This is a genomic window from Arcticibacter sp. (genome assembly GCF_045629565.1).
Lineage (GTDB): Bacteria > Bacteroidota > Bacteroidia > Sphingobacteriales > Sphingobacteriaceae > Arcticibacter.
The window spans coordinates 45,949-62,568 of sequence record NZ_JAZQRL010000100.1 but is presented as its reverse complement, the minus strand read 5'-3'; the positions used below and the strand labels follow the sequence as shown (position 1 = coordinate 62,568).

At 48.8% G+C, this 16,620-nt stretch carries 11 protein-coding genes and 1 riboswitch; of the genes, 3 read left to right on the top strand and 8 right to left on the bottom strand.

What is annotated here, in order from left to right:
- Positions 1 to 19: 19 nt before the first annotated feature.
- On the bottom strand, positions 20 to 739 hold the full coding sequence (locus ACKI5J_RS12240; protein ID WP_407429909.1) for an RluA family pseudouridine synthase: 720 nt from the start codon (positions 737 to 739) through the stop codon (positions 20 to 22).
- A gap of 181 nt (positions 740 to 920) precedes the next feature.
- On the opposite strand from ACKI5J_RS12240, the gene ACKI5J_RS12235 reads away from it, so the two are divergent.
- Positions 921 to 3,107 carry a ribonucleoside triphosphate reductase gene (locus tag ACKI5J_RS12235; protein ID WP_407429758.1) on the top strand — a complete coding sequence of 729 codons (2,187 nt, stop codon included), beginning with the start codon at positions 921 to 923 and terminating at the stop codon, positions 3,105 to 3,107.
- Entirely contained in the window at positions 3,100 to 3,777 is a 678-nt protein-coding gene (locus ACKI5J_RS12230) for an anaerobic ribonucleoside-triphosphate reductase activating protein (RefSeq protein WP_407429757.1), read from the top strand. Before ACKI5J_RS12235 ends, ACKI5J_RS12230 begins: the two co-directional genes overlap by 8 nt.
- A 12-nt stretch (positions 3,778 to 3,789) precedes the next feature.
- Here the strand turns inward: ACKI5J_RS12230 and ACKI5J_RS12225 are convergent, their stop codons facing one another.
- From ACKI5J_RS12225 to metE, 3 genes are all read right to left on the bottom strand, one after another.
- Entirely contained in the window at positions 3,790 to 5,184 is a 1,395-nt protein-coding gene (locus ACKI5J_RS12225) for a PepSY-associated TM helix domain-containing protein (RefSeq protein WP_407429756.1), read from the bottom strand.
- Positions 5,185 to 5,279: 95 nt separating this feature from the next.
- Positions 5,280 to 6,224, bottom strand: a complete 945-nt coding sequence (locus ACKI5J_RS12220; RefSeq protein ID WP_407429755.1) for a methyltransferase domain-containing protein — start codon at positions 6,222 to 6,224, stop codon at positions 5,280 to 5,282.
- Between the two features lie 393 nt (positions 6,225 to 6,617).
- Positions 6,618 to 8,936: a 5-methyltetrahydropteroyltriglutamate--homocysteine S-methyltransferase gene (gene metE / locus ACKI5J_RS12215; protein WP_407429908.1), complete on the bottom strand. Its 2,319-nt coding sequence runs from the start codon at positions 8,934 to 8,936 to the stop codon at positions 6,618 to 6,620.
- Between the two features lie 159 nt (positions 8,937 to 9,095).
- Positions 9,096 to 9,313, bottom strand: a riboswitch (cobalamin riboswitch).
- A gap of 270 nt (positions 9,314 to 9,583) precedes the next feature.
- Here metE and ACKI5J_RS12210 point away from each other — a divergent pair.
- A complete protein-coding gene (locus ACKI5J_RS12210) occupies positions 9,584 to 11,218 on the top strand; it encodes an ABC-F family ATP-binding cassette domain-containing protein (RefSeq protein ID WP_407429754.1) in 1,635 nt (544 codons plus the stop codon).
- Positions 11,219 to 11,284: 66 nt separating this feature from the next.
- Here ACKI5J_RS12210 and ACKI5J_RS12205 read toward each other — a convergent pair whose 3' ends face one another.
- The 4 genes from ACKI5J_RS12205 to ACKI5J_RS12190 are packed head-to-tail and all read right to left on the bottom strand — an operon-like array spanning position 11,285 to position 16,609.
- Positions 11,285 to 11,665, bottom strand: coding sequence for a rhodanese-like domain-containing protein (locus ACKI5J_RS12205; protein ID WP_407429753.1), 381 nt, complete (start codon positions 11,663 to 11,665; stop codon positions 11,285 to 11,287).
- A gap of 26 nt (positions 11,666 to 11,691) precedes the next feature.
- Positions 11,692 to 12,891: an acyltransferase family protein gene (locus tag ACKI5J_RS12200; protein ID WP_407429752.1), complete on the bottom strand. Its 1,200-nt coding sequence runs from the start codon at positions 12,889 to 12,891 to the stop codon at positions 11,692 to 11,694.
- Positions 12,892 to 12,903: 12 nt separating this feature from the next.
- Positions 12,904 to 15,432 carry a family 20 glycosylhydrolase gene (locus tag ACKI5J_RS12195; RefSeq protein WP_407429751.1) on the bottom strand — a complete coding sequence of 843 codons (2,529 nt, stop codon included), beginning with the start codon at positions 15,430 to 15,432 and terminating at the stop codon, positions 12,904 to 12,906.
- 4 nt (positions 15,433 to 15,436) lie between these two features.
- Positions 15,437 to 16,609, bottom strand: coding sequence for a DUF5009 domain-containing protein (locus tag ACKI5J_RS12190; RefSeq protein ID WP_407429750.1), 1,173 nt, complete (start codon positions 16,607 to 16,609; stop codon positions 15,437 to 15,439).
- Between the last annotated feature and the right edge of the window lie 11 nt (positions 16,610 to 16,620).

Below are 16,620 nucleotides of genomic sequence, written 5' to 3'. Positions count from 1 at the left end.
CCCGACCGTCTAGGTCTTCCTACCCATCAAACCTATCCAACAACTTAATCAACGTCGCAAAATCCTTCGGATACGGTGCCTCCACCACAATCTCCTCTTCCTCATTGATCCTAAACGTCAACTGCTTTGCATGCAGCGCAAACCTTTTCATAATCGGAAGCTCCTCCTGATCCTTACCTAGCCTATACCCCCTCTTAATCTCCGACAAAAACACCGGCTGACCACCATACATGTCATCCCCCGCAATACAAGCCCGCTGCGTAGCCAGGTGAATCCTGATCTGGTGCATCCTGCCCGTAATCGGCTGACACTCCACCAGCGTATAATGCTTATAATACTTCAGTGAATTAAAGATTGTCTCCGCAGCCTTTCCCTCCTGCCTGCTGATACTCACGTTCTTATTCCCCAGGTTCAGAATAGGCAGATTCACATGAACATCCTCAAACGTATGTGTGCCGTTCACCACCGCATGGTACACCTTCTTCACTTTCCTGTGCTCAAACTGCATAGAGATCAGTCTATACGTCGCCGGGTTCTTGGCAATAATCAGACAGCCTGAAGTCTCCTTATCCAGCCGGTGGCATACCTGCGCATCCGGAGTATATTGCCTGGCTAACCGTAGCATGCTAATTTCGCCTCCTTCGCGTTCGTCAAGGGAGCTGATAAAAGGTGGTTTATTTATAACCAGTAAGTCGTCATTTTCAAACAGGACCAGATCCTGTATCTTAGGAATTTTCACGACGCGAAAATACAGATTTGTTTTCTGAAAACTCAATCCTCCGCGGTATAGCAACAAACTGTATTCATTTTTGGCTCCAAATGTTTAAAAAAATCCATAAAAATTTCTGCACTTTATGTTGATAATAATACCAACATAAACACCTCGATAAACCCTAATCTTGCCACCCATCCTAAATTTTATGACCAGATACGTAATAAAAAGAAACGGCGATTACGAGAGTTTCAGAGCTTATAAAATCAGCGACGCCATAGAGAAAGCCTTCAAGAGCACCAACACTCCCCTCGATGAGAGCATATTCAGGAACGTCTGCGACGAGATCCCCCACAAGAAGATCTGGACGGTAGAAGAGATTCAGGACATCATCGAAAAAGCGCTGTTTTCCAACGGTTACTTCGAGATCATGAGATCCTTCATGCTCTACCGCCACACCCGCAAGCTGCAGCGTGAACATGCGGAAGGCATCGACGATGATACCACCTTCGTCAACAGCACCCAGACCATAGCAGAATATGTCAATCAAACGGACTGGCGCATTAACGCGAACGCGAATACCTCCTACTCCAACGCCGGCTTAGTCAACAACGTGGCGGGCAAGGTCATTGCGAACTACTGGCTTGACAAGGTGTATTCCAAAGAGGAAGGATACGCTCACCGGAACGGCGACCTGCACATCCATGACCTCGACTGCTTAACGGGCTATTGCGCCGGCTGGAGCTTAAGAGCGCTCCTGAACGAGGGCTTCAATGGCGTACGAAGCCGTGTGGAAAGCCGCGCTCCTTCGCACTTCCGTGAGGCACTCGGACAAATGGCCAACTTTCTGGGAATCCTGCAAAGCGAATGGGCAGGCGCTCAGGCCTTCAGTTCCTTCGATACCTACCTGGCTCCTTACGTCTTCAAGGATCAGCTGAAATATGATGACATCCTGAAAGCTATCAGAAGCTTTGTTTATAACCTGAACGTCCCCGCCCGCTGGGGTCAGTCTCCTTTTACCAATATCACCATTGACTGGACCGTACCTGAAGACCTGAAACAACAGATCCCGACGAAGAACGACCTGCACCTCTTCAAAGGCATCAACGACTATGAGCTTCTGACAAGAGCAAAAGCCCGCGGTGCCAATACGCTCGAAGACCTCTGCTACGGTCATTTCCAGGCGGAAATGGACATGATCAACCGGGCTTACTATACGGTTATGACGGAAGGCGATTCCAACGGTCAGCCGTTCACCTTCCCGATTCCTACCGTCAACATTACGGAAGACTTCGACTGGAACTCCAAAAACACCGATATCCTGTTCGAGAACACAGCGAAGATCGGTTCTTCCTATTTCCAGAACTTCATCGGCAGCCAGTACATAAGAGACGAGAACGGAAACCAAATGGAGAATCCGGACGCCTATAAACCCAACGCCGTAAGAAGTATGTGCTGCCGTCTTCAGCTCGATCTGAGAGAGCTGCTCAAGCGCGGCAACGGCCTCTTTGGAAGTGCCGAGATGACGGGCAGCATTGGCGTGGTCACCGTCAATATGGCTCGTCTCGGCTATCTGTACCGCGGAAATGAAAAGGCCTTTTACAAGCGCCTGGAGGAGCTGCTACAGCTCGCCAAATCAACGCTCGAGAAGAAAAGGGCCTTCATTCAGGAGATGTTTGACCGCGGACTTTATCCCTACACCAAACGCTACCTCAAACATTTCCGCAATCACTTCTCTACCATCGGTGTGAACGGCATCAATGAAATGATCCGCAACTTCAGTCGCGACACACAAACGATCGTAGATCCTGAAGGAAAAGAATTTGCTCTGAACATACTCGAGTTCATCCGCAAAAGAATGACCCGGTTCCAGGAAGAAACAGGAAATCTCTACAACCTGGAAGCTACCCCGGCCGAGGGCACCACTTATCGGTTCGCCAAAGAGGATAAAAAACGTTTCGCCGATATTATCCAGGCCGGAGAGGGTGAGAATATCTACTACACCAACAGCTCGCAGATCCCGGTGGACCATACCGATGATCCCTTCGAGGCGCTCCTGCTACAAGATGAACTACAGTGCAAATATACAGGCGGTACGGTGCAGCACCTGTACATGAGAGAAAGGCTAAGTTCAGCTGAGGCTTGCCGTAATCTCGTAAAGAAAGTCGTGTCAAATTTCAGACTGCCGTATATCACCATCACTCCTGTCTTCAGTATCTGTCCGGTTCACGGCTACCTTCATGGCGAACACGAATACTGCCCGGACTGTGAAGATAGCAAATGCCTGGTTTATACCCGTGTGATGGGTTACCACCGCCCGGTTGAGAGCTTTAATATCGGTAAAAAAGGCGAGCACAAGCAGCGCTTGCATTTCCTGGAGAGCAAAAGTGCATAAACCGATCTACGATATAACGCCCTTTTCCGCGCTCGACTATCCCGATAAAACAGCCTGCATCATTTGGTTTGCAGGCTGCAATATGCGGTGCGGGTATTGCTACAACCCAACGATCGTTGAGGGAAAGGGGCGTTTTCAATACACTGATGCGCTTCGTTTCTTAAAGCAGCGTCACGGACTACTGGACGGCACGGTCCTAAGCGGTGGTGAATGTATGCTACATAAAGACTTGCCCCGGTTTGCACGAGAGATTAAGGATTTAGGACTGCTGCTGAAGATTGACACAAACGGAACCTCGCCCGGAAAACTGAAGGTCATGATCACCAACAAACTCATCGACTATGTGGCACTCGATTTCAAGGCACCCCCTAAAACGTTCAAAGAGATTACGGGTAGTAACCTCTTTGAACTGGTGAATAAAAGTTTAGATGTACTTCTTGATTCGGATCTGCCTTTCGAAGTGCGCACCACTTATCACTCGGATCTGCATAGTCTTGCGGATATGCAGACGATCCTGGATCTTCTCCTCAGGAAAGGATACCGCGGAACTTACTTCATTCAAAACTTTGTCTCCGACGGGCCTACCCTGAAAAGATTGGGTTCCTCCACTCCTCTGAAGAATGAAAACGACCTTCGCTCGCAGCTCAAGGTCGTGATCAGAAACCGCTAATGACGCAGAACGTTATACCGCGTCAGGCTGCGCACTCACCAGCTTTTTCCTTCCTGAAGCACGCGGTTTTTTCTTCATCTTATTAATCCAGATCAGCGTTCCGGTTACAGGTAAGCTGGTCGCGATCAGACAGGCAATAAAATACAGGATCTTACTAAACATCCCGTAAACATCTCCCACATGCAGCGCCTTGATTGATCCTCCCACACGCTCATTGAAGGGCTTGTCGGAAAACTTCTCTACTTCAAGTGCCTGGGCAGTGTATTGATCCAGCACCACCTTATCGCTCGCCGCCGGAGCAAAGAAGCCCAGCTTGTTCTTGGCGACATTCACCGGTGCCGTTGAATCTGACGGTAGGCTCACCGTATAATCTCCTTCGTAATCGAGTATCGCATTAACCGCCATGATATATTCTTCAGCGGTGAGGGTACCCGGACTCTTCACAGTTGGCAGCTGCGACAGGGGTGCCTGCTTAGGTGCAGCATCTGGCGACTTGTAGGTACCCAGCGTCTTTTGCAGCGCTTCCCTGTACCAGGGGAACGACCATTGCGGTCCGGTTACTCCCATAATGAACAGCAAAATACAGGAATAAAATCCCAGTGTATTATGCAGATCGTGATTAGTACGCTTCCAGCTCCCCTTCGTCTTGATCTTTAATCCTTGTCTCCATGATTTTGCCCTCTTCGGTATCCAGATGATCATCCCGGTGATCACACCGAATGTGAACAGGATGGTAGCGGTTCCGCTGATGTAGCTTCCGAGGGTACGGTTCTCCAGTTCTCCGAAGATCGGCTTTTCAATCTTATCGAGCAACAGCCACCGGTGCAGGCTGAACATTGTCTGCATAAATTCGGAAGTGGCAGTCTTGGTTGTCTTGGAATCGCCCAGGATCGCTCCGGTGTACTGGTTCACATAGTAGGTTGTACCGCGCGGACCGCGTCCGCCGCCATGACCGCCACCCTTGGCTTTCTCTCCAGCACCCGGACCCGCGCCCTTAGCTTTCTCTCTGGCACCCTGGCCATCGCGTCCTGCAACACGCTCAGGCTTGGCTATTCCTCCACGCTCGCCCCGGCCACCAGCACCCTGGCCTTCTTCCTTCGGCTTCACTACGAACTGCCATGACTTCGAGGGATCTGCCGGAATTCTCATCGACAGTACCTGTCCCCCTGTCTTTTCCTTTACCTTCCCGATCAGCTCAGTTGATGTCCGGGCGAACATGCCTTCTTTATAATCGACCTTGAACAACTCAGGAGATGCGCTTTCGCGTATTTCCGTATTGAAAACATATAGGGTGCCGCTAAGGCAAACCAGCAGTACAATGATACCGCTTCCTAAACCAATCCATAGGTGGACGTCGTTTAAAAATTTTCTTACTTTCTCCCAAAGTGTTCTTGGTCTGGATGACATGCGATTCTAATTTATCTTTTACGTGGTTATTTAGACTGGTTAAAGATAAGTAATAAAATGAAATCATCATGATCATGCCATAAAATAAAAGCATCTCACACTTTCACGGAGAGCATGTATGCGCCGCTTGTTGTCATATCTTCTTCTGAAAGATTCCTGAACTTCTGTGCAAACTTGTGCCTGGGGATACGGTTTTCCATGACCACCGGAATCTCCTTCAATACTTCAAATCCATGTTTTCCCTGCAAGTCCCGATGTACAGAATAGGGCAAACGGTTGATCAAAAACATGCGCCCTCCCTTAACGATCTTCCACTCCCATTCACGATAGGTTCTGTGGCCGTTCCAGCTCGTGGTTGTCCGGTGACACTTAAAATCGATGGAGTGAGACATTATTCCGCCCTTCTTTAACCATTTCGAGAAGGCGATATAGGTTCCATCAAGATCCTCAACGTGTTCCAGTACTGCCTGAGAGTAGACAAAATCAACTGACTCAGGATTGATGACTTGATAATCATCCCAGGGAACAAAGAACCGAACCAGGTAGTTCGACGGATTATCGGGATCCCTGATTTCTTTACGTATCGCCTCTAGCCGTTGGTCCGATAAGGATTCTTTCAGTATATCCTCCGATAGAATGTTGCCCGGAAACTCATGAGAATCAATTCGTGGCTGAACCCTGGGGTATTCCCTGTTATCCGGAATTGGCGCTCTGTTCTTAAATAGAACGACCAGTTCGTCGAAAATCTTGAGATTTCGGTCAACATTCCAGTATTTTATCACATCAAATGCCCTTATCGTCTCACAACCAGACAATAAAGCTGCAAATCCGATACCGAGCGAGTCCCCGGGACCCAGCTCAGCAACTCTTTTTGGGACACCGTTCCGTACCGTATTCAGCATCCTAAGGTGCCTCAGCCAAACAGAGTAGCAATATCTGCTGTCAATGGTGCCACCTGTTCGATACGACAATAATGTTTTGACAAAGGGCATATGCAAGATCAGGCCAATTGTCACGGGTAATAATTTTTCCTTCCACATGGTGATAACAATTAGTTCTTTTTATATAGAATACCTTGAAGCAACCTTCGTAAAGCGGTTATTGTACGTTGAGCTGGTACAGCCTGCCAGAGCGCTAGGCTTGGGGAGTACAAAGAGAGAGCAAGGGCTTCCGGCACCTTCCCGGGCCGATATGGTAATGAAGGAATACTTTCGTTGGTTTCGTTAAACTAAACTACTGATAATTAATAACATGCTTATCCAAATAAAGCAAACTGAACCAACTGTATATGATTAATACACAGAGATTCACCATATTTATCCAATTAAAAAGCTGTATAATCGGGTGCTTGCCTTGCACTCGTCAGATCCTGGCATAAATAACAAAGGAAGTTGTGTCATACAACTTCCTTTTGTTATGATTAAAGTTCAGGTTTAGACCATCTCTTCTACCTGCTTGCGTAACATCGATGCGGCTTTCACCATGTTGCCCAGAGCCTGTGTCGTTTCCGGCCAGTCCCTGGTTTTTAGTCCGCAATCGGGATTCACCCACAGGTTGCGCACTGGAATAGAAGCTGCTGCCTTTTCCATCAGTGCCACCATTTCTTCTGTTGTGGGCACACGGGGCGAGTGAATGTCGTACACCCCAGGTCCTATTTCGTTTGGATATTTGAACTTCGAAAAAACATCCAGGAGCTCCATTTGCGAACGGGAGGTTTCAATCGTGATCACGTCGGCATCCATATCAGCAATGCTTCCGATGATGTCATTAAACTCGCTGTAACACATATGGGTATGAATCTGTGTTTCGTCGCGTACTCCGGACGCGGAGATGCGGAATGCTTTAATAGCCCAGTCGAGGTAGCTCTCCCAGTCTTGCTTTCTAAGCGGCAGACCTTCTCTGACTGCCGGTTCGTCGATCTGGATAATATTAATCCCGGCTTGTTCCAAAGCCTGGACCTCGTCACGAATAGCCAGTGCAATCTGCATGGCGGTGGTCGACCTAGGCTGGTCGTCACGCACAAAGGACCATTGCAGGATGGTAACCGGACCGGTCAGCATACCTTTCATCGGCAAAGCAGTACACTCCTGCGCGAACCGGCTCCAGCGCACTGTCATGTCCTTTTCGCGGCTGATGTCACCAAATATAACCGGCGGCTTCACGCAACGACTTCCATAGCTTTGTACCCAGCCGTTACTGGTGAACAGAAATCCTTCTAACAATTCAGCGAAGTACTCCACCATATCGTTACGCTCAAATTCTCCATGTACGAGCACATCCAGCCCGATCTCTTCCTGCCACCGGATGCTCTCCCGTGTGGCCATCGCTATCGCCTCGTCATATTCGGACGGAGTGATCTGGCCCTTTTTGAGCTGGCCCCGAAGCTTGCGGATATCTGCGGTCTGCGGGAAAGAGCCAATGGTAGTTGTGGGGAACAAGGGCAGCTTCAGGCGCTGCTGCTGAAGTTTCTGCCGGACATCGAATGGATTTTTCCTCCTTGAGTCTTCTTCGCGGATCGCTTGCACCCGATTCTTCACCTCCTGCCGATGGGTCAGTGTGCTGTTGCGGCGATCGTCCAGCGCCCGGGTATTAGCAGCAAGCGACTCGCTGTTGCCTCCGGCGATATCGACGAGGTCTCCGATCTCCCGGAGCTTCTGCCTGGCAAACGCCATCCAGTTTTTTATCTGTGGAGGGATCTTGCTTTCCTGATCAAGGTCGCAGGGCGTATGCAGCAACGAGCAGGAAGCCGCAATCATCAACCGGTCTTCACCTACAACCCGGCGGCATCGGTCAATCAGCTCCAAGGACCGCTGGTAGTCGTTCTTCCAGATATTGCGTCCGTTCACCAGTCCCAGCGAAAGCCATCTGCCCTGTGGGAAGTGCTGCAACAGTTCACTAATCTGCTCCGCACCTCTCACCAGATCGACATGCAGTCCTGCAACCGGCAAGCCAAGTGCCAGCGAAGTATTGTCCCCAAGGGTACCAAAATAGGTGGTCAACAGCACCTTGATGCCGCCACATTTCTTGCTGATCTCCGTATAGGCGTATTCAAAAGCATTTTTCTCCTCTTCACTCAGATCCAGGCAAAGGTATGGCTCATCGATCTGAATCCACTTAGCGCCGTAAGTTTTGAAGGTATTGATTATTTCGATGTATACGGGGATCAATTTTTTGATGAACCCGATCCGATTAAAATCTTGTGCCCTACCCGATTCGCTATCTTTCTCCTTGCCCAGCAGCAGGTAAGAAACGGGACCGGTAATTACCGGCTTCGGTGCGGTTCCGAGGATCTGCGCCGCACTGGAGTACTCCGCAAACGCTTTCTGCGAAAAAAGCTTGAACCGCTGATTGGCTGTAAACTCGGGTACGATGTAATGGTAGTTCGTGTCGAACCACTTGGTCATTTCCATGGCCGGAATATCCAGCCCGTCTTTCTGATAACCCCGCGCCATGGCGAAGTACAGGTCGATCTCGGAATTCCCGGACACGTCAGTCAATACTGCCGAGTACCTTCCGGGGATCACGCCCAGCATCAGCGACATATCAAGAACATGATCGTAGAAACTGAAGTCGTTGCAAGGGATGAGGTCGATTCCGGCATCCTGCTGAAGCTTCAGGCTCTCCTCCCGGAGCTCACGGGCAGCATGAAAGAGTTCATCACGGGTAATTTTGCCTGCCCAGTAATTTTCACAGGCTTTTTTCAGTTGGCGGTTACTTCCGATGCGGGGGTAACCAAGGTTGTTTTTGAGCATACGCATAAAACTTTGTTAAACATTAATGTGACTTAATGCTCCTTACGTTTTGGGTATGCTTTCAGAATTGGGTGTAGTGGCGTGGTGCTTAGCGCAGCGACCGGCATAACGGTCGTTGGCGCGTAACATGGCGCGGGACTACTGCTTCAATCGCGAAAGCATTGGTCTTGAACAGATGGCAAGTATCCTGGCTTGTAACTTTTCTTCGCCGCCCTTCTCATCCGCGGTTATGCGGACAATGGACATCGTTGATGGCTCGAAAATCCTGCTGGTGGCAGGGTGTTACTTACAGTTGCGCGACAGCCCGTGATTTGCACACGGTTCCTCTTTAATCCATATCCGTTTTTTGATATGGAACCTGTCTGTTATAAGAATGAAATGTAAAGAACTGCACCAAATATAGGATACTACTTTGAGAATAGCTAATACCATCTTTTATACAGATTCCGTTCTGCCTCGATTTTGAGTCGCATCAACTTCGCATCTTCTTCGCATTTTGCCGAAGCTGGTCCGAAGCTGATGCGACTTTGGTACGGACTTGACGCGCAACTGATCAAACGATGATGAGTCGATGGACACCCGATGGTAGCTCCTTGAATTGTTCTAAATTCCATTATCTTTGCCGCTCATTTTAATATCCTCACTTCGTGATTAATGTAAATAACATCTCCGTTTCTTTTGGCGGAACAACCCTGTTCAACGACGTCACTTTTCCGATCAATGAGAACGACAAAATAGCCCTGATGGGCAAAAATGGTGCGGGCAAGTCCACCATTCTGAAAATAATTGCCGGTGCTGCTAAACCGACTACGGGTAGTGTTACCGGACCAAAGGATGCAGTGATTGCTTACCTGCCGCAGCATTTGCTTACGCAGGACAATGTTACTGTTTTCGAAGAAGCGTCTAAAGCCTTTCATGAGGTGCATCAGATGCAAACAGAACTGGACGAGTTGAACGAACAGCTAACGATCAGAACAGATTATGAGAGTGACGATTACATGAAGTTAATTGAACGTGTATCGGAGCTCAGCGAGAAATTTTACTCCGTAGAAGAGACCAATTACGATGCCGAGGTAGAGAAGGTTTTAAAGGGGCTGGGCTTTCAACGCAAGGACTTCAGCCGACAAACTTCTGAGTTTTCGGGCGGATGGCGCATGCGGATTGAGCTGGCTAAAATTTTACTGAAAAAGCCGGATCTTATCTTGCTCGATGAGCCAACTAACCATATGGATATTGAAAGTATTCAGTGGTTGGAGGATTTCCTGGTCAATTCGGCTAAGGCTGTAGTAATCATTTCTCACGACCGTGCGTTTGTTGACAACATCACCAATCGTACGATAGAAGTGACTATGGGCCGTATTTACGACTACAAGGCAAAATACACCCACTACCTGCAGCTGCGTGCCGACCGTCGTGTACATCAGCTAAAAGCTTACGAAGAACAGCAGCGATTTATTGCGGATAATCAGGAATTTATAGATCGGTTCAGGGGTACCTACTCCAAAACGTTACAGGTACAGTCACGCGTGAAAATGTTGGAGAAACTGGAGATCCTGGAAATCGATGAGGTAGATACGTCAGCCTTACGTTTGACATTTCCACCCTCCCCGCGTTCGGGTCAATATCCGGTGATCGTAGAGGAGCTAACTAAAAAGTACGGCGAACATGTAGTATTCGAAAAGGCTTCTCTGGTGATTGAGCGGGGCGAGAAGGTTGCTTTCGTCGGAAAAAATGGTGAAGGTAAGTCCACCATGATCAAAGCAATCATGGGCGAGATCGATTTTGAGGGAAGCTTGAAGGTCGGTCACAACGCTAAGATTGGCTACTTTGCTCAAAACCAGGCTGCATTGCTCGATGAAAATCTGACGGTGTTTGAAACAATTGATCAGATTCCACTAAGTGATGGAACCGTCAAGATCAAAGATCTTTTAGGTGCATTTATGTTCAGCGGTGATGATACCACCAAAAAGGTGAAGGTACTTTCCGGCGGTGAGAAAACCCGCTTAGCGATGATTAAACTGTTATTGGAGCCAGTGAACGTGCTGATTCTGGATGAGCCTACGAACCACCTGGATATGAAGACCAAGGATATTATTAAAGGTGCCCTGCGGGACTTTGATGGCACCCTGATCCTGGTATCGCATGATCGTGACTTTCTGGACGGACTGGCAAAGAAAGTATTCGAGTTTGGCAATAAGCGTGTTCGCGAGCACTTTGAAGATATTAAGGGTTTCCTGGCTTACAAGAAAATGGCTAGTCTGAAGGAGATTGAGCAGGGTTAGTAAAAAATGTAGATGATCTCTTGTTTGCACGGGTTGCCATTATCAGGCAGCCCCGCTTCATATGGTTTACTTTACAACGCGTTTGTCTGCGTCCAACCAGGCTTTTATACCCCCATCGAGTCCGACAATATGTGTAAAGCCATTGCTGCGAAGCCATTCTGCAGCCTTTGCGCTTCTCACTCCCGAACGGCAGTATATATACACCGGCTTCGACTTTTGCATTCGGGCTGCCAGCGTCGCAAATTCATCCGGATTCTGCCAATTGAGATTCAGCGCGTTCTTTATATGTCCTTCAGCGTATTCCTCGGGACTTCTTACGTCGAGAATAATCGGATGTTCTTTTTTGATTCCTTTCCGGAAATCCCTGACGGTCACGACATCTTGCTGCTGAGCGAAGGTTTTAGTTGTAAGAAGTATAGTAAACAGTAGGCTAACGAAAACTTTCATGCACAAATATAGCAATCTTGCCAGGTCTAAACCCTCAGGTAAATCCTTTTACGGTCTAATACATAACCGATACACCATAAAACCAGCATGTAGGAGATCGCAAATAACAGCGAGGCGTTCCTGTCCGCCATCCAGCTGATATACAGTTTGGCATAGATCTCTTGCGCCACGGTGGACTGTGCTGTAGGGATGGCATAAAGAATCGTGATGAGCGTTCCTGACAAGGCATAAAGGAACAAAGGATTCTTTCCAAAAACTTCAAAGAAGTACGTCCAGCGTCTGATCGAACATATTTCAATAACATAAACCAGGGCACTTAAAATAATCAGGTCTAAACCAATCGCGTATACCGTGTAAGAACTGGTCCATAGTGGTTTGTTGACAGGAAGATACAGGTTCCATAGCTGGGCAGCCGCGACCATTCCCAAGCCCAGCAATGTCGTCTTCAGTAAGCTGCTTTTGACCTGCTGACTTTCACGTATGTAAGTAGCTACAAGATAGCCGGCAGTGACATTAGCCATGGCGGGAAGATTACTTAATAAACCTTCCGGATCAAACGGAACACCAAAGCCTTGATACAATAGCTTTGAACCGAAAAGGTGAAGATCCAGTTTACGAACAGCGTTTCCCTGCAGACTGTAAGGAATGCCGGGATCTCCAAAATAATACAGCACCGCCCAATACGCCATGAGCATAACACAGCTGATGATCAGCACTGTTCTCTTCCTGAAATAATAGATCATCAGGGATGCCAGGATATAACATATGGCGATACGCTGCAACACTCCCATAATCCTGATACCGCTGAAATCGATCAGATGGAATTCGCCGTTCTCCATCTTGTAAAATGAGAAGCCGTTTAGGAAATATCCGATCGCGAATATGATGAGCGCTCTTTTAAAAACTTTCCCGATAAAAGCAGATGGAGGAAGAGAAGCCAATTTCCGCATACTGAAACTCATGGAGTTTCCAACAGCGAAGAGAAAGGTTGGAAAGACCAGGTCCGTTAATGTAAATCCATGCCATTCTGCATGTCTGAAAGGGGAATATATATTACCCCAGTCTCCCGGGGTGTTTACAACAATCATGAGGCAAACCGTCAGGCCTCTTAGCACATCCAGCGAGAGATACCTGACGGGAGCAGGTTTAGTATAATTCATTTTAGCATTCATAGTGGTTAGCGGTAGTCCTGAAGATGCATTGATACCAGCGTCAGGATGCCTCATAGCTAATGATTATCAGGGCCTTACAGTCCTCCCTCCCCTGCCTGCCTGATTGAAGACCCGCAAGGCGATACCCTGAACATCATCCATCTCGCCTGTGAATATCTTGCTTTGCATGGTGGGTTCCGTGCCATCGGTGGAATAGCGGATGGTCAATCCTGGATAAAGTACGTTCGCCTTGAGTTTACCGTTGTCTTTAACATAAGCAGGCGGCGGTATTCGGTACTGAAATCCACCGGCATGATGATCCAGCCGCGGCAGCTCTCTTTTTCCAAGGACGTTGACGAACGCTGACCAGGCTTTCCTGTACATAGAAGCGGCCTTATTCATATCTTGCTCGTTCGCCCAGTCAGGATCAGGTGCCCAGCTGCGCTCTGCAAGCCCAAGCAGCTTCGGTAGAAGCAGATATTCCATTCGTTCAGCACTGGTAATAATTTCGCTCCAGAGGGGTGCTTGCAGTCCTACAATGTTCGCTTTATTTTCCGGCCTCAGTCGTTCCATCTTATCGAAATGTGATTTGGAAAGGGGTTCGTTCCGCTCATTTTCCGCCTGGTTCTTATAGTAGTTGAAAGGAATAAACCGGAAAAGCTTTTCTACATCCACATAACCGCCCCAATATTGTCCGGGTTCATAGTAGCTTTCGCTATAGGCCAGATCCATGTACATGTTGGTGACATTGGTCAGGACGACTTTGTAGCCAGCATTCGCCAGTTTATACGCCAGATCTTCGTTTCCGGAAAGGTTGTTCCATACGTCTGCACGAAAGTTTTTCCCTGCAAAGCGCGGGTCTACCACCATTTTCTTTTGTCCGGCTACCATTGCTTTATGCATGCCTGTTTCTTCCCAGCCGTAGAAGTAGAGGCCTTTGGCACCCAGCATGCTGTTGATCCGGCTGAAGAAATAGTACCAGAGTTCATCCACACTGGCGAGGGACTTATCCCGTTGCATCAAGGCCTTGACGGCGGGCGACTGCTCCCATACTCCCCCGGGCACCTCATCACCACCAAAGTGGATCGTTTCCAGAGGGGCGCCGGCTTCGCGATGCATAGCTATGATTTCGTCTGTAACTTTTTCCAGAAAGGTATATACGGATGGTAACGACGGATTGATGACATTATCGTTGAAGCCCTGGACAGAACGGTAGACCGACTTATCATTTACATCGCGCAGCAGGTATTTTTCGGCGCCAGCTTTGTCGCCTAGTTTCAGTAAGCGGTCATAACGGGCGTCCATGGCTTTGATGGCTGCTCTTGCATGGCCGGGTGTCTCCACTTCTGGTATGACCCTGATATGCCGCGCGGTTGCGTATTTCAGGATGCTGATGTAGTCTGCCCTGCTCAGGTGTCCGCTTCCAAAACGGTTCGAGGTGTCGGGACCGGATCCGTAGGCTGGTTGAATTGCCTGGTGAGGCTGGAATGGATGAGCTCTGCGGGAGCCAACTTCGGTGAGCTCGGGCAGTCCGGGTATTTCGAGTCGCCAACCCTCGTCCTCACTCATATGCAGATGCAATACATTCAGCTTGTACAAGGCCATCAGGTCTATCACTTTCATGATCTGCGATGGGGGCTGGAAGTTACGGGCGATATCCATCATAAAAGCGCGGTGGCCAAAGCGTGGCTGATCTTTCATTTCGATTGCAGCTATAGTTTTAACTTGACCAGCGCTTACAGCAGGGCCTGAAGGTAACAGCATGCTTAAGGATTGGATCCCATAAAAGACACCGGCAGGCGACGAGGCGTTGATCGTGATCTGCTTCGAACCAACGATAAGCTCGTATGCTTCAGCCGAGGGCATGGCTTTCTTGTTGATCAGGATGCTGACCCCGGATCTGTCTTTCGACGATGTGACCTTTGCACCTGCCAGTCTGAGCATTTCTGCCTTCAGATATTCGGCTTCCGAACGGAATGCCTCGTCAGCATGCAAGCTTAAAGAAGCCTTCCACTCGAAGTACCCGTTGCTCTTTTTATAGCTTGCGGGGGTCGGAAAAACCGGTGACAATGCACTCAGCGGCAGATCGGTAACAAGCGCGTTCTGCCTGAACGTCCGGCCGGCTAGTTCCTCTTCCCGTTTCGGATCATCCAATAATGATATTGTTATCAGTTTGGGAAGAAATGCTTTGGTCGGACGATCGTCAAATACGATGTAAAACCCTTTTGGATAGTCGGTGATGTTCTTCAGGCCTCTTGATAAAAAGTCGGTTTGAACCGACTTACCGGGAGCCAGTGCCTGAAAGGAACTCCGTGGCAGAATCCGGAGAAAATCGCCGTTGATAAGCTGGGCGGAAACTACTGCGTTGTCAGAACCTGCTCCCCGAATCTCCGGACCGTTGAAAAAGATCGTCCAGCCGGAGGATGGGAATGGTTCGGTGCCCGTATTGCGGATCTGCAGGACGGAGCGGGTTTCTGTTGTTCCGTTGTAGTTGTTTTCCAAAACTTCCCATGTCAGCGTAAGGGGAATACTGTCGGTTCCTTGTACAGAATGGACCCGCGCTCCTGCACTTAGCGTAAGGATGGTCAAGAAAATCAGTGTTAAGTTCGTTTTCATACAATTAAATTTTCAGGCGGATATTTTTCTTTTCCAGGAGTCCGGTAAATACGATTATCGCCAGTGCATACAGTAGTGATTTCAGGATGCCCAAAGCTCCGTCCCTCAGCAACGAAGGTAATTGCAGGGCTGTCATGGAAATCAGTGCATAGTGAATATAGGGGATCAGGTAGCAGGTGAGTGTACTCGTTCCCCCCGGCCTGATCAGGTTGTACCATTTGGTTTGTTTCCGAAGATCGGTCATCCAGGTGATCAGCATAAAACAGATCAGGCTTAGGCCCGAACATATACATACCCAGGAGGGCGTTGCGCGGTTCTTCGAAATTCCCCAGGCCGGACGGGTAGCCCAGCCGATGGCAAACAGCACGAGAGCGAAAACAGCCAGCCAAATCCAGAACATAGACTGGCCGGCACCATATTTCTTATAAATAACAGCGGTAATTACGCCGGCCATGCACAAAGCAGGCATGGCTCCGTCGCCGGAGATCCACAAATAAGGGCGAACAGGTTCCAGGAAACCCAGCCAGCCGAGTGAAGAGGCAGCGCTGAATACAAGGAAGAACAGAAAGGCGATGATCTGGACCAAGAACTTTCCTCCCGAAAACAGATACACACTGGTAGCAATGAAGTAGCCCCAGCCGATCAGTCCGAGAATACCCCACCAATAGATCCGCATGGCGCTGAAACCGGAAGCATTTTCATTGCCGTAGAGAAAAGCGAGAACAACCAGCAACAGCAAACCACAGGTCTTTTTGATCTTGACGCTGGTGGCGCCGGGATTTTTGTAGGCCGTCCAGACCAGGAAGAAAGCAAGAATGAGCAGGATCATCCAGATATTTCTGGGCAACATCGCTGCCTTTCCGTACATTTCGGCATTCACCATAAATATCCCCATAACCAGTAGGGCAACGGTGCGCGAGAGCACATGAATGAATATCACGGGCACTGTATCGTTTCTGCGGCGACGGCTTTCTACGGCAAATGGTATCGACAGTCCTACGATGAACAAGAAGGAGGGGAACACAATATCTGCCAGACCCATGCCATCCACATTGGCTGGCACATGTTCGAGCCAGCCGGGGATGTTGTGGAGTGTCCAGAGGTCATTTACAAAGATCATCAGGAGCATGATCAGTGCTCTAAAGGCATCAATGGCGACGGAGCGTGGTGATTTCACAGTACTGGTCG